Annotated in this window: 15 protein-coding genes, 2 tRNA genes and 4 other RNA genes; 10 read left to right on the top strand and 11 right to left on the bottom strand. The window is 51.3% G+C overall.

Annotation, left to right across the window (positions count from 1 at the left end):
- The first annotated feature begins 360 nt into the window (after positions 1-360).
- The 4 genes from MRY16398_RS15810 to narI are packed head-to-tail and all read left to right on the top strand — an operon-like array spanning position 361 to position 7,023.
- A complete protein-coding gene (locus tag MRY16398_RS15810; RefSeq protein WP_125124757.1) occupies positions 361-4,104 on the top strand; it encodes a nitrate reductase subunit alpha in 3,744 nt (1,247 codons plus the stop codon).
- Positions 4,101-5,639: a nitrate reductase subunit beta gene (gene narH / locus MRY16398_RS15805; protein ID WP_125124756.1), complete on the top strand. Its 1,539-nt coding sequence runs from the start codon at positions 4,101-4,103 to the stop codon at positions 5,637-5,639. Before MRY16398_RS15810 ends, narH begins: the two co-directional genes overlap by 4 nt.
- Positions 5,636-6,346, top strand: a complete 711-nt coding sequence (gene narJ, locus MRY16398_RS15800; RefSeq protein ID WP_039079175.1) for a nitrate reductase molybdenum cofactor assembly chaperone — start codon at positions 5,636-5,638, stop codon at positions 6,344-6,346. The genes narH and narJ overlap by 4 nt, the downstream gene beginning before the upstream one ends.
- The gene (gene narI / locus MRY16398_RS15795; protein ID WP_071194067.1) at positions 6,346-7,023 is read left to right on the top strand and encodes a respiratory nitrate reductase subunit gamma; all 678 of its coding nucleotides are present in this window, start codon (positions 6,346-6,348) and stop codon (positions 7,021-7,023) included. The genes narJ and narI overlap by 1 nt, the downstream gene beginning before the upstream one ends.
- On the opposite strand, the gene MRY16398_RS15790 is transcribed toward narI, so the two are convergent.
- Positions 7,020-7,919 (bottom strand): DMT family transporter, encoded by a 900-nt coding sequence (locus MRY16398_RS15790; protein WP_110294961.1) that lies wholly within the window; start codon positions 7,917-7,919, stop codon positions 7,020-7,022. The genes narI and MRY16398_RS15790 overlap by 4 nt on opposite strands.
- Before the next feature lie 108 nt (positions 7,920-8,027).
- On the opposite strand from MRY16398_RS15790, the gene MRY16398_RS15785 reads away from it, so the two are divergent.
- The gene (locus MRY16398_RS15785; RefSeq protein ID WP_125124755.1) at positions 8,028-8,471 is read left to right on the top strand and encodes an Lrp/AsnC family transcriptional regulator; all 444 of its coding nucleotides are present in this window, start codon (positions 8,028-8,030) and stop codon (positions 8,469-8,471) included.
- A gap of 158 nt (positions 8,472-8,629) precedes the next feature.
- Here MRY16398_RS15785 and MRY16398_RS15780 read toward each other — a convergent pair.
- The 8 genes from MRY16398_RS15780 to MRY16398_RS15745 form a co-directional block, all read right to left on the bottom strand.
- Positions 8,630-8,761: non-coding RNA, RtT sRNA (locus tag MRY16398_RS15780), on the bottom strand.
- A 45-nt stretch (positions 8,762-8,806) separates the two neighbouring features.
- A non-coding RNA gene (locus MRY16398_RS15775) (RtT sRNA) lies at positions 8,807-8,937 on the bottom strand.
- 45 nt (positions 8,938-8,982) lie between these two features.
- Positions 8,983-9,113, bottom strand: a non-coding RNA gene (locus MRY16398_RS15770) — RtT sRNA.
- A gap of 45 nt (positions 9,114-9,158) precedes the next feature.
- Positions 9,159-9,243, bottom strand: a tRNA-Tyr gene (locus MRY16398_RS15765).
- A gap of 36 nt (positions 9,244-9,279) precedes the next feature.
- Positions 9,280-9,411: non-coding RNA, RtT sRNA (locus MRY16398_RS15760), on the bottom strand.
- Positions 9,412-9,454: 43 nt separating this feature from the next.
- Positions 9,455-9,539: transfer RNA gene (locus tag MRY16398_RS15755), tRNA-Tyr, on the bottom strand.
- A gap of 158 nt (positions 9,540-9,697) precedes the next feature.
- Positions 9,698-10,540, bottom strand: coding sequence for a formyltetrahydrofolate deformylase (gene purU / locus MRY16398_RS15750; RefSeq protein ID WP_039079171.1), 843 nt, complete (start codon positions 10,538-10,540; stop codon positions 9,698-9,700).
- Between the two features lie 36 nt (positions 10,541-10,576).
- Positions 10,577-11,047 carry a YchJ family protein gene (locus MRY16398_RS15745; RefSeq protein WP_072039740.1) on the bottom strand — a complete coding sequence of 157 codons (471 nt, stop codon included), beginning with the start codon at positions 11,045-11,047 and terminating at the stop codon, positions 10,577-10,579.
- A 111-nt stretch (positions 11,048-11,158) separates the two neighbouring features.
- On the opposite strand from MRY16398_RS15745, the gene rssA reads away from it, so the two are divergent.
- From rssA to galU, 3 genes are all read left to right on the top strand, one after another.
- The gene (rssA, locus tag MRY16398_RS15740) at positions 11,159-12,070 is read left to right on the top strand and encodes a patatin-like phospholipase RssA (RefSeq protein ID WP_039079169.1); all 912 of its coding nucleotides are present in this window, start codon (positions 11,159-11,161) and stop codon (positions 12,068-12,070) included.
- A 93-nt stretch (positions 12,071-12,163) separates the two neighbouring features.
- Positions 12,164-13,177 carry a two-component system response regulator RssB gene (rssB, locus tag MRY16398_RS15735; RefSeq protein WP_039079168.1) on the top strand — a complete coding sequence of 338 codons (1,014 nt, stop codon included), beginning with the start codon at positions 12,164-12,166 and terminating at the stop codon, positions 13,175-13,177.
- 197 nt (positions 13,178-13,374) lie between these two features.
- The gene (galU, locus tag MRY16398_RS15730; protein WP_039079167.1) at positions 13,375-14,286 is read left to right on the top strand and encodes a UTP--glucose-1-phosphate uridylyltransferase GalU; all 912 of its coding nucleotides are present in this window, start codon (positions 13,375-13,377) and stop codon (positions 14,284-14,286) included.
- Positions 14,287-14,553: 267 nt separating this feature from the next.
- Here the strand turns inward: galU and hns are convergent, their stop codons facing one another.
- On the bottom strand, positions 14,554-14,967 hold the full coding sequence (hns, locus tag MRY16398_RS15725; RefSeq protein ID WP_125124754.1) for a histone-like nucleoid-structuring protein H-NS: 414 nt from the start codon (positions 14,965-14,967) through the stop codon (positions 14,554-14,556).
- A gap of 551 nt (positions 14,968-15,518) precedes the next feature.
- On the opposite strand from hns, the gene tdk reads away from it, so the two are divergent.
- Positions 15,519-16,133, top strand: coding sequence for a thymidine kinase (tdk, locus tag MRY16398_RS15720; RefSeq protein WP_039079165.1), 615 nt, complete (start codon positions 15,519-15,521; stop codon positions 16,131-16,133).
- 524 nt (positions 16,134-16,657) lie between these two features.
- On the opposite strand, the gene adhE is transcribed toward tdk, so the two are convergent.
- Entirely contained in the window at positions 16,658-19,339 is a 2,682-nt protein-coding gene (adhE, locus tag MRY16398_RS15715) for a bifunctional acetaldehyde-CoA/alcohol dehydrogenase (protein WP_039079164.1), read from the bottom strand.
- A 473-nt stretch (positions 19,340-19,812) separates the two neighbouring features.
- On the opposite strand from adhE, the gene MRY16398_RS15710 reads away from it, so the two are divergent.
- Positions 19,813-20,460, top strand: a complete 648-nt coding sequence (locus MRY16398_RS15710; RefSeq protein ID WP_039079163.1) for a YchE family NAAT transporter — start codon at positions 19,813-19,815, stop codon at positions 20,458-20,460.
- Positions 20,461-20,643: the final 183 nt, after the last annotated feature.

The following is a 20,643-nucleotide window of genomic DNA, read 5'->3' as shown; positions in this document are numbered from 1 at the left end:
TCGCGCTTTTTTTTGATCTGACTTAGTTACAACATACTTTAAGAGGGAGTTACCCACGACAGAGAAAAACCCTCGTCTTCAGGGGGCTATACCCCTTAATACCTGCTTAGCGCATTTTTTCTCGCTTGCTGTCATTTTGGTTATTTATTTTCTTTATATATCAATAAATTAAATTTAAAACCATTCTACCCTTTTGGAGGTAGATAGTGATTTCCCTGCCTTTATGAAGCCCTTACAGCTTGATCGCCATCAATTCTTCTCGCCTTTCAGAGCGTTACTTTCGCCGCAAATGCTGTAACCCCTAATTTGTGCAATGTCGATTTATCAGAGAGCCGTCAGGCTCCATACAGGAGAAACCCGATGAGTAAATTCCTGGACCGATTTCGCTACTTCAAGCAGAAGGGCGAAACGTTTGCCGATGGGCACGGCCAGCTTCTCGAAACAAACCGGGACTGGGAGGATGGATACCGCCAACGCTGGCAGCACGATAAAGTCGTGCGTTCTACTCACGGTGTAAACTGCACCGGGTCTTGCAGCTGGAAGATTTACGTCAAAAACGGTCTCGTTACCTGGGAAACCCAGCAGACCGACTACCCACGTACCCGCCCTGATATGCCAAACCATGAGCCACGCGGCTGCCCTCGCGGTGCCAGCTACTCCTGGTATCTTTACAGTGCGAACCGCCTCAAATACCCGCTGATGCGCAAACGCCTGATGAAAATGTGGCGTGAAGCGAAAGTGGCACACCCTGATCCGGTGAACGCCTGGGCCTCGATCATTGAAGATGCTGATAAAGCGAAAAGCTTTAAACAGGCACGTGGACGCGGTGGTTTTGTTCGCTCCTCCTGGCAGGAAGTGAATGAGCTGATTGCGGCCTCTAACGTCTACACCGTGAAAACCTACGGTCCTGACCGCGTGGCAGGCTTCTCGCCGATCCCGGCGATGTCGATGGTCTCCTATGCTTCCGGCGCACGCTACTTGTCGCTGTTAGGCGGTACCTGCCTGAGCTTCTACGACTGGTATTGCGACCTGCCGCCAGCCTCGCCGCAGACCTGGGGTGAGCAGACCGACGTTCCGGAGTCCGCCGACTGGTATAACTCCAGTTATATCATTGCCTGGGGTTCCAACGTACCGCAGACCCGTACCCCGGATGCCCACTTCTTTACCGAAGTCCGCTACAAAGGCACCAAGACCGTTGCCGTAACCCCGGACTATGCCGAAATCGCCAAGCTGTGCGACCTGTGGCTGGCACCGAAGCAGGGCACCGATGCGGCAATGGCGCTGGCGATGGGCCACGTCATGTTGCGTGAATTCCACCTCGATAACCCGAGCCAGTACTTTACCGATTATGTGCGTCGCTATACCGACATGCCGATGCTGGTGATGCTGGAACCGCGTGAAGGATACTACGCCGCGGGCCGTATGCTGCGCGCATCGGATCTTGTGGATGCGCTGGGCCAGGAGAATAACCCGCAGTGGAAAACCGTTGCGCTCGCTGATAACGGCGAAATAGTGGCGCCGAACGGTTCCATCGGTTTCCGCTGGGGCGAGAAGGGCAAATGGAACCTTGAACAGCGTGATGGCACGACCGGCGTTGAGACAGAGCTGCAACTGAGCCTGTTGGGTCGTCAGGATGAGATCGCGGACGTTGGCTTCCCGTACTTTGGCGGCGACAGCACCGCGCACTTTAGTAAGGTTGAACTGGAAAACGTTCTGCTGCATAAACTGCCGGTTAAACGCCTGCAACTGGCCGATGGCAGCAGCGTGCTGGTGACCACCGTTTACGACCTGACCCTGGCGAACTATGGCCTGGAGCGCGGTCTTAATGATGAAAACTGCGCCACAAGCTACGACGATATCAAAGCCTATACGCCGGCCTGGGCTGAAAAAATTACCGGCGTTTCCCGCGCCAATATTATCCGCACCGCCCGTGAATTTGCGGATAACGCCAACAAAACGCATGGCCGCTCGATGATCATCATCGGGGCCGGGATGAACCACTGGTATCACCTCGATATGAACTACCGTGGGATCATCAATATGCTGATCTTCTGCGGCTGTATCGGTCAAAGCGGCGGCGGCTGGGCACACTATGTAGGCCAGGAAAAATTGCGCCCGCAAACGGGCTGGCAACCGCTGGCGTTTGCCCTGGACTGGAACCGTCCGGCGCGCCATATGAATAGCACCTCCTACTTCTATAACCACTCCAGCCAGTGGCGCTATGAAACCGTCACCGCACAGGAGCTCTTGTCGCCGCTGGCGGATAAATCACGCTACACCGGCAGCCTTATCGATTTCAACGTGCGCGCCGAGCGTATGGGGTGGTTGCCATCTGCACCGCAACTGGGTACCAACCCGTTGCGTATTGCCGAAGCGGCGAAAAAAGCAGGTATGTCTGCGGTGGATTACACCGTGAAATCCCTGAAAGAGGGCACCATGCATTTTGCGGCGGAGCAGCCAGAAAACGGCAAAAACCACCCGCGTAACCTCTTTATCTGGCGTTCAAATCTGCTGGGCTCCTCCGGTAAAGGCCACGAGTACATGCTCAAGTACCTGTTGGGTACGGAAAACGGTATTCAGGGCAAAGATCTCGGCAAGCAGGGCGGCGTGAAGCCGGAAGAGGTGGAGTGGAAAGATAACGGGCTCGACGGCAAGCTGGATCTGGTGGTGACGCTGGACTTCCGTCTGTCGAGCACCTGCCTGTACTCCGACATCGTACTACCGACGGCAACCTGGTATGAGAAAGACGATATGAATACGTCGGATATGCATCCGTTTATTCATCCGCTGTCTGCTGCCGTTGATCCGGCCTGGGAGTCTAAAAGCGACTGGGAGATTTATAAAGCGATTGCCAAAAAATTCTCCGAAGTCTGCGTGGGCCACCTCGGTAAAGAGACCGATCTGGTGACTCTGCCGATTCAGCATGACTCTGCCGCTGAACTGGCGCAGCCGCTGGATGTGAAAGACTGGAAAAAAGGCGAATGCGATCTGATCCCAGGTAAAACCGCACCGCATCTGATTGTGGTTGAGCGTGATTATCCGGCGACTTACGAACGCTTTACCTCCATCGGCCCGTTGATGGAGAAAATCGGTAATGGCGGTAAAGGTATTGCCTGGAACACCCAGAGCGAAATGGACCTGCTGCGTAAGCTCAATTACACCAAAGCGGACGGCCCGGCGAAAGGCCAGCCGATGCTTAACACAGCGATTGATGCCGCAGAAATGATCCTGACGCTGGCGCCGGAAACCAACGGCCACGTGGCGGTCAAAGCCTGGGCAGCGCTCAGCGAATTTACCGGTCGCGACCACACGCATCTGGCAACCAACAAAGAAGAGGAAAAAATCCGCTTCCGCGATATCCAGGCCCAACCGCGCAAAATTATCTCCAGCCCGACCTGGTCCGGCCTTGAAGATGAGCATGTCTCTTATAACGCAGGCTATACCAACGTTCATGAGCTCATTCCATGGCGCACCCTCTCCGGTCGTCAGCAGTTGTATCAGGACCATCAGTGGATGCGTGACTTCGGTGAAAGCCTGCTGGTCTATCGTCCGCCCATTGACACCCACTCAGTGAAAGAGGTGATGGGCGAGAAGTCCAATGGTAACCCGGAAAAAGCGCTCAACTTCCTGACGCCGCACCAGAAATGGGGGATTCACTCCACCTACAGCGACAACCTGTTGATGCTGACCTTAGGCCGCGGTGGTCCGATTGTCTGGATGAGTGAGACGGATGCTAAAGACTTGGGTATCGAAGATAACGACTGGATTGAAGTCTTTAACAGCAACGGTGCCCTGACTGCCCGTGCGGTTGTCAGCCAGCGCGTGCCAGCCGGGATGACCATGATGTACCACGCTCAGGAACGTATCGTGAACATTCCGGGGTCAGAAATCACCGGTCAGCGCGGGGGTATCCATAACTCGGTAACCCGAATTACGCCAAAACCGACCCATATGATCGGCGGCTATGCCCAACTGGCCTATGGCTTTAACTACTACGGAACGGTTGGCTCCAACCGCGATGAGTTTGTGGTGGTACGTAAGATGAAGAACATTAACTGGCTGGATGGCGAAGGCAATGACCAGGTACAGGAGAGCGTAAAATGAAAATTCGTTCACAAGTTGGCATGGTGCTGAACCTCGATAAGTGCATCGGCTGTCATACCTGTTCCGTCACCTGTAAAAACGTCTGGACCAGCCGTGAAGGGATGGAGTACGCGTGGTTTAACAACGTGGAAAGTAAGCCCGGCGTCGGTTTCCCTAATAACTGGGAAGACCAGGAAAAATGGAAGGGCGGCTGGATCCGTAAAGTGAATGGCAAATTGCAGCCGCGGATGGGTAACCGTCCGATGCTGCTGGGAAAAATTTTCGCCAACCCGCATCTGCCGGGCATCGACGATTACTACGAGCCGTTTGATTATGACTACCAGACGCTGCACACCGCGCCGGCTGACAGCAAACACCAGCCAATCGCCCGTCCGCGCTCGCTGATCACCGGCCAGCGGATGGATAAAATCACCCGTGGGCCAAACTGGGAAGATGATCTGGGAGGCGAGTTTGAGAAGCTGTCGAAAGACAAAAACTTCGAGAACATGCAGAAGGCGATGTACGGCCAGTTTGAAAACACCTTCATGATGTATTTGCCGCGTCTGTGCGAACACTGTCTTAACCCGGCGTGTGTGGCGACCTGCCCGAGCGGCGCGATCTACAAACGTGAAGAAGATGGCATTGTGCTGATTGATCAGGATAAATGCCGTGGCTGGCGTATGTGCATCACCGGTTGCCCGTATAAGAAAATCTACTTCAACTGGAAGAGCGGTAAATCCGAGAAGTGCATCTTCTGTTATCCGCGTATCGAAGCCGGTCAGCCAACGGTCTGTTCCGAAACCTGCGTGGGCCGTATCCGCTACCTCGGCGTGCTGCTGTATGACGCGGATGCCATTGAGCAGGCGGCAAGTACAGAAAACGAGAAAGATCTCTATCAGCGCCAACTGGATGTGTTCCTTGACCCGAACGACCCGAAGGTTATCGAGCAGGCAATTAAAGATGGCATTCCGCTGAGCGTGATCGACGCCGCCCAGCAGTCGCCGGTGTATAAAATGGCGATGGACTGGAAGCTGGCGCTGCCGCTGCACCCGGAATATCGCACGTTGCCAATGGTCTGGTACGTGCCGCCTTTGTCACCGATTCAGTCTGCAGCGGATGCAGGTGAGCTGAGTAGCAACGGTATTCTGCCGGATGTGGACAGTTTGCGTATCCCGGTACAGTACCTGGCAAACCTGCTGACCGCAGGGGATACCGGGCCGATACTGCTGGCGCTGAAACGCATGCTGGCAATGCGTCACTACAAACGTGCGGAAACTGTGGACGGCAAAATCGATACTCGTGCGCTGGAGGAAGTGGGGCTGACCGAAGCACAGGCGCAGGAGATGTACCGTTACCTGGCCATCGCCAATTACGAAGATCGTTTTGTGGTCCCGAGCAGCCATCGCGAGCTGGCGCGCGAAGCGTTTCCTGAGAAGAGCGGTTGTGGCTTTACCTTTGGTGATGGCTGCCACGGTTCGGACAGTAAATTCAATCTGTTCAACAGCCGCCGCATCGATGCCATTGATGTTTCAGTGAAAACGGAGCCACACCCATGATTGAGCTGGTCGTTATTTCCCGTCTGCTGGAATACCCGGATGCTGCTCTGTGGCAGCATCAGCAGGAGTTGATCGAGGCGCTGCAATCGTCAACGCACTTCACGGCGTCTCAGTCACAAGGTGTTATCGATTTTTTGCAGCAGTTGACCTCGCAGGATCTGCTGGATGCCCAGGCAAACTACAGCGAACTGTTTGATCGGGGGCGCGCCACCTCATTGCTCCTCTTCGAGCACGTACACGGCGAGTCCCGCGACCGTGGACAGGCAATGGTCGATCTGCTGGCGCAATACGCCCGGCAAGGTCTGGAGCTGGACAGCCGCGAGTTGCCGGATCACCTGCCGCTCTATCTGGAGTATCTGGCGCAACTGCCGCCGGCGGAAGCGTTGGGCGGATTGCAGGACATTGCGCCGATCCTGGCGCTGCTGAGCGCTCGTCTGCAACAGCGCGACAGTCACTACGCGATGCTGTTTACACCGCTGATCGAACTGGCGAATACCGCTATCGATCAACAAAAAGTGGCTGAAAAAATCGCTGATGAAGCGCGTGATGATACCCCGCAGGCGCTGGATGCCGTCTGGGAAGAAGAGCAGGTGAAATTCTTTGCCGAACAGGGGTGTGGCGAATCTGACATTACTGCGCATCAACGTCGCTTCGCTGGCGCTGTCGCACCGCAGTACCTGAATATCACAACCGGAGGACAGCAATAATGCACTTCCTGAATATGTTCTTCTTTGATATGTACCCGTACATTGCCGGGACGGTGTTTCTGGTGGGGAGCTGGCTGCGTTATGACTACGGCCAGTACAGTTGGCGTGCCGGTTCCAGCCAGATGCTGGACCGCAAAGGAATGGTGATTTGGTCAAACTTATTCCATCTGGGGATCCTCGGCATCTTCGCCGGGCACTTCCTGGGGATGTTGACGCCGCACTGGATGTACGAATCCTTCCTGCCCATCGAAGTGAAACAAAAAATGGCGATGATTGGCGGTGGGGCCAGCGGTGTGATGTGCCTGGTGGGCGGTATCATGCTGCTGAAACGCCGACTGTTCAATCCGCGGATCCGCGCGACATCCACGGCGGCCGATATTCTGATCATGACTTTGCTGATGGTGCAGTGTGCGTTGGGGCTGTTAACAATTCCTTTCTCCGCACAGCATATGGATGGCAGCGAAATGATGAAGCTGGTGGGCTGGGCCCAGGCCGTGGTGACGTTCCACGGCGGGGCTTCCGAGCATCTTGACGGGGTAGCGTTTATCTATCGTATGCATCTGGTGCTGGGGATGACGCTGTTTGTGCTGTTCCCGTTCTCGCGGCTGGTGCATATCTGGAGCGCGCCCGTTGAATATCTGACGCGCAAATATCAGATTGTCCGCGCCCGCCGCTAACTGGACCGTGTTTTGATTCCAACCCCGCATTCGCGGGGTTTTTTTTCACCCCAACCCAGGTTATTACCAGCGGCAGCAAACAGAATCAATACGCCGCCCATCAGTTGTGTGGCGTTGAGCGAATGACCAAAGATCAGTTTATCGACCACAATCGCAATCACGGGATAAATAAAGGAGAGCGATCCTGTGATGGGGGTTGGCAGCTTCTGGATCGCGCTATAGAGCAACTGGTACATCACGCCGGTGTGTACGATCCCAAGAGTAAGTAAGATCAGCCACGGATAGTCGGCGGAAAACACAGGCCTGCCGGTCAGTGGCAACAGGAGAACGACCCCGGTTAACACCTGGATAAAGGCAATATGCTGCGGCGCTATCCCGCTGAGTTTGCGGGTGATGATTGCAGTCAGCGCATAAAAAAAAGCGGCGCTAAGGGCCAGCACAATACCAGAAAACCACTGTGCGGAGTGGCCGGACGTGAGCTCGCCGGAGAGCAGTATCACCACCCCTGCGAAGGCCAGAAAAAGCCATCCCCATTTGACCAGGCTGACCCGCTCGCCCAGCGCCATCCCCATTAAGACCAGCATGAACGGCTGCGTATTGTAGACCACTGTCGACAGGCCAATTGAGATACGGCTATAGGCGGCGAACAGCAATAACCAGTTGACGACCAGGGCGATACCGCCCGCAATGGCTAATGCCAGCGTGACTTTAGTCAGCGGACTAAAGGGCTGTTTACTGGCGCGGATAAAGATAAACAGTGTGAGTGCGCCGATCAGGCATCGCCAGAAAACCACTTCCGTGACCGGTAATCCCGACAGCAAAACGAATGCGCCAATGGAACCGGAAATCAACATCGCCAGGCTCATCTGCCAGACGCCTTTTTGCCTGTTATTCATAAACCACCTCCTGAATGATGGCCCTTATTGTCGAAAATGGCAGGCCACTTTTACAGAGATGATGTAAGGTGGAATTTGCGTATGACGTTTATTAATTAGGTAAAACCAATGGAAAGCCTTATCGATGAAATCGACCGACAAATTCTGGCGTGTCTGGTGGAAGATGCGCGGATGTCGCTAAAAGTATTAAGTGGTCGCGTCGGGCTGTCGTCACCCAGCACGGCAGAAAGGCTCAAACGCCTGGAAGAAAAGGGGGTGATTGAGGGGTACGCGGCGCGGGTGAATCTGGCGGCGTTAGGGTATACCTTGCAGGCGCTGGTACGTGTTCGGCCATTGCCGGGGTTATTACAGAAGGTGGATAAGTACATTCAGGCGATGCCCGAATGTATCGAGAGCGATAAGGTCACCGGGGAGGATTGTTTTGTTATCCGGCTGGTGGTGCGCTCCATTGAACAACTGGATACATTGCTGGATGGTTTAGCGGAATACGCACAGTGCAACACCTCAATTGTGAAAAGCTCGCCAGTCAAACGCCGTTTGCCACCCGTGTAATGATTTTGGCATCCCGATGCGCTGCGTTTATTCGACGTACGGACCGGTAGCCCTGATAAGCGCAGCGCATCAGGGGAAATGTTGCTTCTCATCCTTCCCGGCATGGGGAGGATATATGGCATTAAAGATTTGATTTGGCAGTGTGCTACATGAAGTGATGGTGGTGGGGGAAGGATTACTCGTCGCTTCGCTCCTCGCCCTTCGGGCCGTTGCCTGCGGCAACGTTGTCTCGCTTTCGCTCGACTCTAACCTTAGTCGAAGGTTCTCACCCTTCCCGGCATGGGGAGGATATATGGCATTGAGGATTTGATTTGGCAGTGTGCTACGTGAAGTGATGGTGGTGGGGGAAGGATTACTCGTCGCGCTGCTCCTCGCCCTTCGGGTCGTTGCCTGCGGCAACGCTTTCTCGCTGCGCTCGAATCGAACCTTAGTCGAAGCTTCTCATCCTTCCCGGCATGGGGAGGATATATGGCATTAAAGATTTGATTTGGCAGTGTGCTACATGAAGTGATGGTGGTGGGGGAAGGATTACTCGTCGCGCTGCTCCTCGCCCTTCGGGTCGTTGCCTGCGGCAACGCTTTCTCGCTGCGCTCGAATCGAACCTTAGTCGAAGCTTCTCACCCTTCCCGGCATGGGGAGGATATGTGGCATTGAGGATGTGATTTGGCAATGTGCTACATGAAGTGATGGTGGTGGGGGAAGGATTCGAACCTTCGAAGTCGATGACGGCAGATTTACAGTCTGCTCCCTTTGGCCGCTCGGGAACCCCACCAGGGGTAATTCATATTGTCTGGAACTGCTTTGAAGATGGTGGTGGGGGAAGGATTATTCGTCGCTTCGCTCCTCACCCTTCGGGCCGTCGCCTGCGGCAACGTTGTCTCGCTTTCGCTCGACTCGAACCTTAATCGAAGGTTCTCACCCTTCCCGATAAGTGCAAACTTCGCAAACTCTCACCGGTGTTACCACATTGCAGTGGTCAATAATGGTGGTGGGGGAAGGATTCGAACCTTCGAAGTCGATGACGGCAGATTTACAGTCTGCTCCCTTTGGCCGCTCGGGAACCCCACCACGGGGTAATGCTCATACTGGCCTGCCTCCGTTTCAGGAAGCGGGGCGCATCATACCAAATGACGCGCCGCTGTAAAGCTTTCCTTCAACGAAACTGAACCGTTTGCGTACTTTTCATCCGTAACGGATTAAAGCTAATCAATTCATTCCGTTAGCGATTAAAGAATAATCGTTCTGTTACCGTAAACGAAGACACGTTGCGCCAGCACCTGATACAGCGCACGGCTCAGGACATTCTTTTCAACATCGCGGCCCGCACGCATCATATCTTCGGCAGTGTAAGTGTGATCGACGTGAATGACGTCCTGCATAATGATTGGACCTTCGTCCAGATTATCGTTTACGTAGTGTGCCGTTGCGCCGATGATTTTTACCCCGCGCTCATAAGCCTGGTGGTAAGGACGCGCGCCGATAAATGCTGGCAGGAACGAATGGTGAATATTGATTATCTTATTCGGAAAACGGGAGACAAAACCCGGCGTCAGTACACGCATGTACTTCGCTAACACCACATAATCCGGTTGATGTGCTTCAATGGCTTGCGCCATCCGCTCATCGTGCTCTTCGCGGGTTAACCCTTCATGGCTGACCAGTTCAAACGGAATATCAAAGCGCTCAACCAGCGAACGCAGCGTTTCATGGTTGCCGATGACCGCTGCAATATCAATATCCAGCCCGCCGTAGTTGGCTTTCATTAATAAGTCGCCAAGACAATGTGCTTCTTTGGTCACCAGAATAACCACGCGACGCTGTCCTGCGGGGTTCAGTTCGCGGACAGAACCTTCCGGCAGCGCGCTGTCCAGGTCGGCCAGCAGGGTAGAGTCGTTAAAAATACCTTCCAGCTCGGTACGCATGAAAAAGCGACCGGTGCGGTGGTCAACAAACTCATTGTTTTGCACGATATTGAGTTCGTGTTTGTAACAAATGTTAGTAATCCGCGCGATGAGACCTTTTTGGTCAGGGCAAATGGTGCGTAATACTTTACGTTGTAATGAATGCATTGCCGGGTAAATCCTGTTGATGGTGTTTGCTATGAGTTATCGCTGGGCGTATTGCCCGCAGCACTTTTTGAATTTCTTACCGGACCCGCATGGGCACGGATCGTTACGGCCAAATTGCGGACGTGTGCCGTCAATATAATACCACCGGCCGTTCTCCTTTAAGAATCTGGAACGTTCAATAATTGCTCCCGCTTTGCCATCCTCATTGAAACGGGCAATAAAACTGACGTAACCTTCTGTGTCGTTTTTCCCGCTGGCATGTTCGAACACCGTCAAACCCAGCCACTGGGTACGGTTGAAACCGGCTTCAATGTCCGGACGAAACGTGGCGGCATGGCAAGTCGGGTGCCAGGTGCTGACCAAATAGTCGGCGTCTTTCATCACAAATGCGCTATAACGGGAGCGCATAAGATGTGATGGATCTGGCGCAACCTGTGAGCCAGACAGATAAGGCTGGCAACATAGGCTATACTCGACTGCGCTACCGCAGGGACAGAGTTGAGACAAAATCGGCTTCCTGTACAAAAATAACGGCACTATAAGCCAGAGTAGCGTTATGTTAACTGAGCTGTAGCTTCGTGGCTACGCCAGTCGTTCCGGGGGACAAAAATCCAGGTAATGAGAACGGTTAAAATTGGGTTGGCGCTGGGATCAGGGGCCGCCAGAGGCTGGTCACACATTGGTGTGATAAACGCATTGCAACACGCAGGGATCAAGATTGACGTCGTGGCGGGGTGCTCTATTGGTTCCCTTGTGGGCGCCGCGTACGCCTGCAATAAACTCCCCAGACTGGAAACGTGGGTACGCTCTTTCAGTTACTGGGACGTCCTCAAACTTATGGATCCGTCGTGGCGACGCGGTGGATTATTACGCGGCGAACGTGTTTTTAACCACTATCGGCAAGTCCTGCCCGAAACGCTGTTCACTGATTGCCAGTTGAAATTCGGTGCTGTAGCAACCAACCTCAGCACCGGGCGAGAGCTATGGTTTACCGAAGGCGATCTTCATCTGGCGGTGCGCGCATCGTGCAGTATGCCGGGTCTTATGTCACCCGTTGCCCATAATGGCTATTGGCTGGTTGATGGCGCGGTGGTGAATCCCGTTCCTGTCTCCCTGACGCGCGCGCTGGGGGCGGATATCGTTATTGCCGTCGACTTGCAGCATGACGCGCATTTGATGCAGCAGGATTTAGTGTCGACGACGTTGATGGAAGAGGCGCAAGAAGGTGTTGAGAGTGATGAGTTGCGCTGGCATGAACGTCTTCGGGACAGGCTAAGTAAAATGAAGGCCCGGCGCACTGTTGTTGCACCTACGGCAATGGAAATCATGACCACCTCCATTCAGGTGCTTGAGAATCGACTTAAGCGCAACCGAATGGCTGGCGATCCCCCCGATATTTTAATACAGCCACTTTGCCCGCAAATTTCGACACTTGATTTTCATCGGGCAGAGGCGGCAATCGCAGCGGGGCAACTTGCCGTTGAAAAGAAAATCGATGAACTACTACCGTTGGTAAGGACAATAGTCTAAGTATGTTTTTTTTATTCGAGTTCAGCAAATTCTGACAGGCGATTATTGATAGATCATGCCACTATTTATTTATCGTCGGGCAGGGGAGATAAGATGACGCAGCCGTTAGCAGGAAAACAGATACTGATCGTTGAAGACGAACCCGTCTTCCGCTCGCTGCTGGATTCCTGGCTCTCCTCTCTGGGAGCGGAAACACTGGTCGCAGATGACGGTGTCTCAGCGCTCGAACAGTTGGACAATGCTTCCCCTGATCTCATGATTTGCGACATTGCCATGCCGAGAATGAATGGCCTTAAGCTTGTCGAACATTTGCGCAATAAAGGCGACCAAATGCCGGTGCTCGTCATTTCTGCAACCGATAACATGGCAGATATTGCGAAGGCGCTGCGTTTAGGGGTACAAGACGTTTTACTTAAGCCGGTTAAAGATCTTAATCGTCTAAAAGAGACCGTATTCGCCTGTCTCTATCCCAATATGTTTAATTCGCGTGTCGAAGAAGAAGAACGTTTGTTCCAGGATTGGGATGCACTGGTTGAAAATCCCCAGGCCGCGGCCAAACTTTTACAGGAATTACAGCCGCCGGTTCAGCAGAAGATGTCGGGTTGCCGGGTTAATTACCGCCAGCTCGTGTCTGCCGATCAACCCGGTCTGGTGCTTGATATTGCGCCAATATCGTCACACGATCTGGCTTTTTATTGCCTTGATGTGACACGCGCAGGCAATAATGGTGTTCTGGCAGCATTATTACTGCGTGCATTGTTCAACGGCTTACTTCAGGAACAATTGTCACATCAGCATCAAAAACTCCCCGAAATGGGTAGCTTGCTTAAGCAGGTAAACCAGTTACTGCGCCAGGCAAATTTGCCCGGACAGTTTCCTCTGCTGGTTGGGTATTATCACAGCGAATTAAAGAACCTTATTTTAGTGTCGGCAGGCCTTAATGCGACATTAAATACTGGCGAACACCAAATTCAAATCAGTAACGGCGTACCGTTGGGTACTTTAGGAAATACGTATCTGAACCAATTGAGTCAACGGTGCGATGCCTGGCAATGTCAGGTATGGGGGGCCGGTGGCCGTCTGCGTTTAATGTTGTCTGCGGAATGAGCAATCGCAACGTATTACGCAGATAGCTTTACCTCCTTTTTAAAGCGAGTGGTACTATCGCCACAGTTTTGCGTATTAATCCTAATTAAACGTTATAGCGTCCTTTTCAGACCAGGTCATTACGATGGTACTGATATACTCAGATGCGAATTAATTCATGAACATGCTCAAAGCGTGAACAGACCAGGAGATTTTCAATGGCTGCCATAAATTCGAGAGTGACTAAAGCAGTTATCCCGGTTGCGGGATTGGGAACCAGGATGCTGCCTGCGACAAAGGCGATTCCTAAAGAAATGTTACCGTTGGTTGATAAGCCATTAATTCAGTATGTCGTGAATGAGTGTATCGCTGCGGGTATTACCGAAATTGTTCTGGTTACGCATTCGTCGAAAAATTCTATCGAAAACCATTTCGATACCAGCTTTGAGCTTGAGGCCATGCTGGAAAAACGCGTGAAACGTCAGTTGCTGGAAGAAGTTCAGGCTATTTGCCCGCCGCACGTTACCATTATGCAGGTCCGTCAGGGGCTGGCTAAGGGGCTTGGACACGCGGTGCTGTGCGCGCATCCGGTTGTAGGAAATGAACCGGTGGCGGTTATTCTTCCTGACGTTATCCTGGACGAATTCGAATCCGATCTTTCCCAGGATAACCTTGCGGAAATGATCAAGCGTTTCGACGAAACCGGAGCCAGCCAGATTATGGTTGAGCCGGTTGCCGATGTGACTGCGTACGGTGTTGTTGACTGTAAAGGCGCTGAACTCAAACCGGGTGACAGCGTACCGATGGTCGGTGTGGTTGAAAAACCGAAAGCGAATGTCGCGCCGTCTAATCTCGCTGTTGTAGGCCGTTACGTTCTCAGCGAAGAGATTTGGCCGCTGCTGGCGAAAACGCCTCCGGGAGCAGGCGATGAGATTCAGCTGACCGACGCTATCGATATGCTTATCGAGAAAGAGACCGTTGAAGCTTATCACATGAAAGGCAAAAGCCATGACTGCGGTAATAAGCTGGGTTATATGCAGGCTTTCGTAGAATATGGTATTCGCCATAACGTACTTGGTGAAGAATTTAAAGCCTGGCTGGAAGACGTTGTCGGTGTCGCTAAAGCGTAACCTGATTTAGTCCCAGGGAATAAAGCCGGATTGATGATTATCACTCCGGCTTTTTTATTGCCTGTAGACACCTTTGGCGTGCCAGACCAGGCGCCAGGAGAAATCTTTGTCCAAAGTGGGAATATCGATAGGGGAACGTTGGTGAGCAAATAGTATCAGCAATGCACGTTTATCTTCATCGTTACAGAATATTGCTCAGCAACAATGGCTAAAAAAATGGTCAAAAAAAATCCCGCCATCGGCGGGATTCTTCATAAAGGCTTAGGATTATTCCTGGATCAGGAAATCTTCCAGTTGTTTACCTTGTTCGTCCATCGCTTTTTTGATTACTGCTGGGGTACGGCCCTGGCCAGTCCAGGTTTTAGTTTCACCGTTTTCGTCAACGTAGCTATATTTAGCCGGACGTGCAGCGCGTTTAGCTTTAGTTCCGGTTTTAGCTGCGACCATGCTGTTCAGCAGTTCATTCGGATCAATACCATCAGCAATCAGCATTTCACGATATTGTTGCAGTTTACGAGTACGTTCTTCGATTTCAGCAGCTGCAGCGCTTTCTTCTTCACGACGCTCGTTAACTACCACTTCTAATTTTTCCAGCATTTCTTCGAGCGTTTCCAGAGTGCATTCTCTTGCCTGCGCACGAAGAGTACGGATGTTGTTCAGAATTTTAAGTGCTTCGTTCATTGTAGTAATCTCAAACTTATATTGGGGTGGTTTGTTGAGCTAATAATAGAGCGTTAATTTGAGTAGTGCAATAGGTGAGAATGTAAGGAATTCAAATTTCCTCTTTATTTACCACATTTTTAAAAACCGCTAACTTAAATTTTTCTTGAAGAACCGCACAAAAAAGCCATATAGAAAGCATTATCACCCGAACGGCTCAGGTGTTTAATCAGCGCTTTTAACTGATTAATCTCATACGAATTATAGTTTCGATGGATAAATATCAACCTTTTTTATTAGGGTTCACAACAGCGTCGTTTTGCATAAAACATTAATAATTTCTTGAGCCTGGCGCTGAAACTTCTTGTTTTTTATACCCAGAAAAGGCGCGGTGCGCTTATTGTCTGTTTCTTTGTCAGCAACAGCTTACGAGAGAAAAATAGCGTGAAGTATATCGCTGAAATCATGTCCGCAATGTAAGTAAAGTGTACGCCCGGCATTCTAGGTGGCATGTTAAAATATGATACAATCCTGCCGAGGAATATCACACTTTGATTGGGGTCTTGCGGGCAATGGCGCAACTTTATTTCTACTACTCAGCGATGAATGCCGGAAAATCCACGGCTTTACTGCAGTCTTCCTACAATTATCAGGAACGTGGCATGCGCACGCTGGTCTATACCGCGGAAATTGATGACCGCTTTGGGGCAGGGAAGGTAAGTTCACGTATTGGCTTATCGTCGCCGGCGCGTCTTTTTAACCAAAATACATCCCTTAAGGATGAAATTAATGCTGAGCACCAGCGCGAACCTATCCACTGCGTTTTAGTTGATGAAAGTCAATTTCTAACCCGCCAGCAGGTATATCAGTTGTCTGACGTTGTCGATGAACTTGATATTCCCGTGCTCTGTTATGGATTAAGAACCGATTTCCGTGGCGAGTTGTTTATTGGTAGCCAATATCTTCTGGCGTGGTCAGATAAACTGGTTGAACTAAAAACGATCTGTTTCTGCGGACGTAAAGCCAGCATGGTGCTACGCCTTGATCAGGCGGGTCGGCCATATAATGAGGGTGAGCAAGTCGTTATTGGCGGTAATGAGCGCTATGTATCCGTTTGCCGTAAACATTATAAAGAGGCCCTCACAGAAGGCTCTCTGTCCGCTATTCAGGCGCGAGTAAGAGGATAGTTCAACTGTAGCTACGTGCGCTGCTGATTGATTACGGGCTCAAAAACAACGCTTAAAAGCCTCAGGATTTGCGCCCGGGACAATAAGAGCGTCGTGTAGTGCATATCACCTTTATGCGGCGCTAACTGCTTCTACAGCGATATCAGGGCACACGGTCTGGTGGTTGGATACTCAGTGTGCCTCTCCGCATTCCCTTCGTTTATCCCCGCCACCTGTCTGCTCAGACGTATCTGTGCGTATGAAAATACTCGCATAGCCAATATCAGCCAGCCAGTGACCTCTGTGGGATGTTTACGCTTACGGCTGTGGACTTAAGTCGATTCGACAGAGATAGTCTGCTGTTAGCAGAAGAATGAGGCGGATTTAGCGCGGTTAGAGATTACATCAAGGTATGTTGAAACTATAAAAAAGCCCCATCAAAGAATTGATAGGGCTTTTGTCGTTAACCTGCCGGAAAGTTCAACCGGTCATATTGCTTTACTGACAGGCGTTACCCATCAGGCAGGTTATCGTAGCCAGGACAATTAAGCGGTTTTCTTCGCTTTTTTGTCTGCTTTATCCGCTTTTACTGCTTCGGCTTTCACTTCTGCTGGCGCGCCTTCTTTGAACTCACGTCCGTAGTAGGTATCCAGCAGGATTTGTTTCAGCTCAGAGATCAGCGGGTAACGTGGGTTAGCACCGGTACACTGGTCATCGAACGCATCTTCGGACAGTTTGTCAACGTGAGCAAGGAAGTCAGCTTCCTGAACGCCTGCTTCACGGATTGACTTAGGAATGCCCAGTTCAGCTTTGATGGTTTCCAGCCATGCCAGCAGTTTCTCAATTTTCGCAGCAGTACGGTCACCAACAGAAGTCAGACCCAGATGGTCAGCGATTTCTGCGTAACGACGACGAGCCTGCGGACGGTCGTACTGGCTGAATGCAGTCTGTTTCGTCGGGTTGTCATTCGCGTTATAGCGGATAACGTTGGAGATCAACAGAGCGTTCGCCAGACCGTGCGGAATATGGAACTGTGAACCCAGTTTATGCGCCATGGAGTGACACACACCCAGGAAGGCGTTCGCAAACGCGATACCCGCGATGGTAGCAGCACTGTGTACACGCTCACGTGCAATCGGGTTTTTAGAACCTTCATGGTAAGACGCTGGCAGGTTTTCTTTCAGCAGTTTCAGCGCCTGCAGAGCCTGACCATCGGAGAACTCAGACGCCAGTACAGAAACGTAAGCTTCCAGTGCGTGGGTTACTGCATCCAGACCACCGAATGCACACAGTGATTTCGGCATGTCCATGACCAGGTTTGCGTCAACAACTGCCATATCCGGGGTCAGAGCATAGTCTGCCAGCGGATATTTCTGACCAGTGGCATCGTCAGTTACAACTGCGAACGGCGTCACTTCTGAACCGGTACCGGAAGTGGTGGTGATAGCAACCATTTTCGCTTTCACACCCATTTTCGGGAACTTGTAGATACGTTTACGGATATCCATAAAGCGCAGCGCCAGTTCTTCGAAGTGAGTTTCCGGATGTTCGTACATGACCCACATGATTTTCGCCGCATCCATCGGGGAACCACCACCCAGCGCGATGATCACGTCAGGTTTGAAGGAGTTCGCCAGCTCTGCGCCTTTACGTACGATAGTCAGCGTCGGGTCAGCTTCAACTTCGAAGAAGACTTCTGTTTCTACGCCAGCCGCTTTCAGCACAGAGGTGATCTGGTCTGCATAACCGTTGTTGAACAGGAAGCGGTCAGTCACGATCAGCGCGCGTTTGTGACCATCAGTAATCACTTCATCCAGCGCGATTGGCAGAGAGCCACGGCGGAAGTAGATAGATTTCGGAAGTTTATGCCACAACATGTTTTCAGCTCGCTTAGCAACGGTTTTCTTGTTGATCAGGTGTTTCGGACCAACGTTTTCAGAGATGGAGTTACCACCCCAGGAACCACAACCCAGAGTCAGGGAAGGTGCGAGTTTGAAGTTATAAAGGTCACCGATACCACCCTGAGAAGCCGGGGTGTTGATCAGGATACGTGCGGTTTTCATTTCCGCGCCGAATTTCTGCACGCGAGCCGGCTGGTTATCCTGGTCAGTGTACAGGCAAGAGGTGTGACCGATACCGCCCATGGCAACCAGTTTCTCTGCTTTTACTACCGCATCGTCGAAATCTTTCGCACGGTACATTGCCAGAGTCGGAGACAGTTTTTCGTGAGCGAACGGCTCGCTTTCGTCAACAACAGTCACTTCACCGATCAAAATTTTGGTCGTTGCAGGAACCGTGAAGCCTGCCAGTTCAGCAATTTTGTATGCCGGTTGGCCAACGATGGCGGCATTCAGCGCGCCATTTTTCAGGATAATGTCCTGAACGGCTTTCAACTCTTTACCCTGCAGCAGGTAGCCGCCGTGGGTAGCAAAACGTTCGCGAACAGCATCGTAAACAGAATCAACAACCACTACTGACTGTTCGGAAGCACAGATAACACCGTTGTCGAAGGTTTTAGACATCAGCACAGAAGCGACAGCACGTTTGATATCAGCGGTTTCGTCGATAACAACAGGTGTGTTGCCTGCGCCTACGCCGATAGCCGGTTTACCGGAGCTATATGCTGCTTTCACCATGCCCGGGCCGCCAGTTGCGAGGATCAGGTTGATGTCAGGGTGATGCATTAATGCGTTAGACAGTTCAACAGAAGGTTGGTCAATCCAGCCAATCAGATCTTTTGGCGCGCCGGCAGCGATAGCCGCCTGCAGAACGATATCAGCCGCTTTGTTTGTTGCATCTTTAGCGCGCGGATGTGGAGAGAAAATGATTGCGTTACGAGTCTTCAGGCTGATCAGCGACTTGAAGATTGCCGTAGAAGTTGGGTTAGTTGTTGGAACGATACCGCAGATGATACCGATAGGTTCAGCGATGGTGATGGTACCAAAAGTGTCATCTTCCTCAAGGACACCGCAGGTCTTCTCATCTTTATAAGCGTTGTAGATATATTCAGAAGCAAAGTGGTTTTTGATCACTTTATCTTCGACGATACCCATGCCGGATTCGGCAACGGCCATTTTAGCGAGAGGGATACGGGCATCAGCGGCAGCCAGGGCGGCGGCGCGGAAGATCTTGTCAACTTGCTCTTGAGTAAAGTTGGCATATTCACGCTGGGCTTTCTTCACGCGTTCAACGAGTGCGTTAAGTTCAGCGACATTAGTAACAGCCATAATGCTCTCCTGATAATGTTAAACTCTTTTAGTAAACCAGCTGTCCGAAACGACAGTATAGACAGACCGGGTGCAGGTTGCGTAAATTACAGAAAAACAAGTAGTTAACGCCTTGCCCAACCTAACTGATTTACTGAAAGAGCCTCAACGAAACATCATTCAAACTGATGGTTCTACTCCCTGACGACGTCTCCAAGAGTACTCACTTCTGAGTACCGATTACGTGATCTAAATCAAGTTACAGCAAAGCTGACACCTTTCAGCAGGCTGTTTTTGGGCATTTGTATCAAATGTTAATGATAAAAGGGCGGCGCCAACTAACATTATCATAATTAGTACAAATGCATAACATGCCGGGATGTAAGGAAGATGACAGGATTTATGGTGAGTTGTGCTGCAAATAATCGTATATTTAGCAGGGTCTTATTGTTTCTATACTTTCTTCTTTGCCTTGCAATGCTGCGGAGCACTCTGTGACTCAAACACTGTTTGACTTTCCTACCTGGTCTAAGTTTTTTATCGGCCTGTTCGCGCTGGTCAATCCTATTGGAATTATTCCTGTCTTTATTAGTATGACCAGCTATCAAACGGCTGGGGCGAGGAACAAAACTAATCTCACCGCGAACCTTTCCGTTGCCATTATTCTCTGGACGTCGCTTTTTCTGGGAGACGGGATTCTTCAGTTATTTGGTATTTCGATTGACTCGTTTCGTATCGCCGGGGGGATCCTGGTAGTCACCATAGCGATGTCGATGATCAGCGGCAAACTGGGTGAGGACAAACAAAACAAGCAAGAGAAATCAGAAACGGCGATCAGAGAGAGTATCGGCGTTGTGCCGCTGGCTTTACCTTTAATGGCAGGGCCGGGGGCCATCAGCTCGACTATTGTCTGGGGCACGCGCTACCACAGCGTGGAGTACCTCGCGGGATTTTCAGTGGCAATAGCTCTTTTTGCTTTTTGTTCCTGGGGCGTGTTCCGCATCGCTCCCTGGCTGGTGCGCCTGCTTGGGCAAACCGGGATTAACGTGATTACCCGTATCATGGGTTTATTGCTGATGGCACTCGGTATTGAATTCATCGTTGCAGGCGTTAAAGGGATATTCCCGGGTTTACTACACTGATTGCTGCCTGGTGAAATAATGCTGCGCAGGGCGTTCGAAACGCAGCATTATCAGCAAATCATATAACTAAAGTCAGAAAAAACCATAAATATAATAAATCAACATGATTTAAATAAGTGCTTTTATTTCAGTGCATTACATTTCGTTACATTGCCAGATGGCGAGAAATTAATCCAACGACAC

Source organism: Phytobacter sp. MRY16-398 (assembly GCF_003925915.1).
GTDB classification, from domain to species: Bacteria; Pseudomonadota; Gammaproteobacteria; order Enterobacterales; family Enterobacteriaceae; genus Phytobacter; species Phytobacter diazotrophicus.
The sequence above is the reverse complement of the archived record's forward strand: the minus strand, read 5'-3'. Positions and strand labels throughout refer to the sequence as shown.

What these genes read in the sequence shown, in the direction of transcription:
- MRY16398_RS15810 (WP_125124757.1), top strand. Translation starts at nt 361, where the DNA reads ATGAGTAAATTCCTGGACCGATTTCGCTACTTCAAGCAGAAGGGCGAA.
- narH (WP_125124756.1), top strand. Translation starts at nt 4,101, where the DNA reads ATGAAAATTCGTTCACAAGTTGGCATGGTGCTGAACCTCGATAAGTGC.
- narJ (WP_039079175.1), top strand. Translation starts at nt 5,636, where the DNA reads ATGATTGAGCTGGTCGTTATTTCCCGTCTGCTGGAATACCCGGATGCT.
- narI (WP_071194067.1), top strand. Translation starts at nt 6,346, where the DNA reads ATGCACTTCCTGAATATGTTCTTCTTTGATATGTACCCGTACATTGCC.
- MRY16398_RS15790 (WP_110294961.1), bottom strand. Translation starts at nt 7,919, where the DNA reads ATGAATAACAGGCAAAAAGGCGTCTGGCAGATGAGCCTGGCGATGTTG.
- MRY16398_RS15785 (WP_125124755.1), top strand. Translation starts at nt 8,028, where the DNA reads ATGGAAAGCCTTATCGATGAAATCGACCGACAAATTCTGGCGTGTCTG.
- purU (WP_039079171.1), bottom strand. Translation starts at nt 10,540, where the DNA reads ATGCATTCATTACAACGTAAAGTATTACGCACCATTTGCCCTGACCAA.
- rssA (WP_039079169.1), top strand. Translation starts at nt 11,159, where the DNA reads ATGAGAACGGTTAAAATTGGGTTGGCGCTGGGATCAGGGGCCGCCAGA.
- rssB (WP_039079168.1), top strand. Translation starts at nt 12,164, where the DNA reads ATGACGCAGCCGTTAGCAGGAAAACAGATACTGATCGTTGAAGACGAA.
- galU (WP_039079167.1), top strand. Translation starts at nt 13,375, where the DNA reads ATGGCTGCCATAAATTCGAGAGTGACTAAAGCAGTTATCCCGGTTGCG.
- hns (WP_125124754.1), bottom strand. Translation starts at nt 14,967, where the DNA reads ATGAACGAAGCACTTAAAATTCTGAACAACATCCGTACTCTTCGTGCG.
- tdk (WP_039079165.1), top strand. Translation starts at nt 15,519, where the DNA reads ATGGCGCAACTTTATTTCTACTACTCAGCGATGAATGCCGGAAAATCC.
- adhE (WP_039079164.1), bottom strand. Translation starts at nt 19,339, where the DNA reads ATGGCTGTTACTAATGTCGCTGAACTTAACGCACTCGTTGAACGCGTG.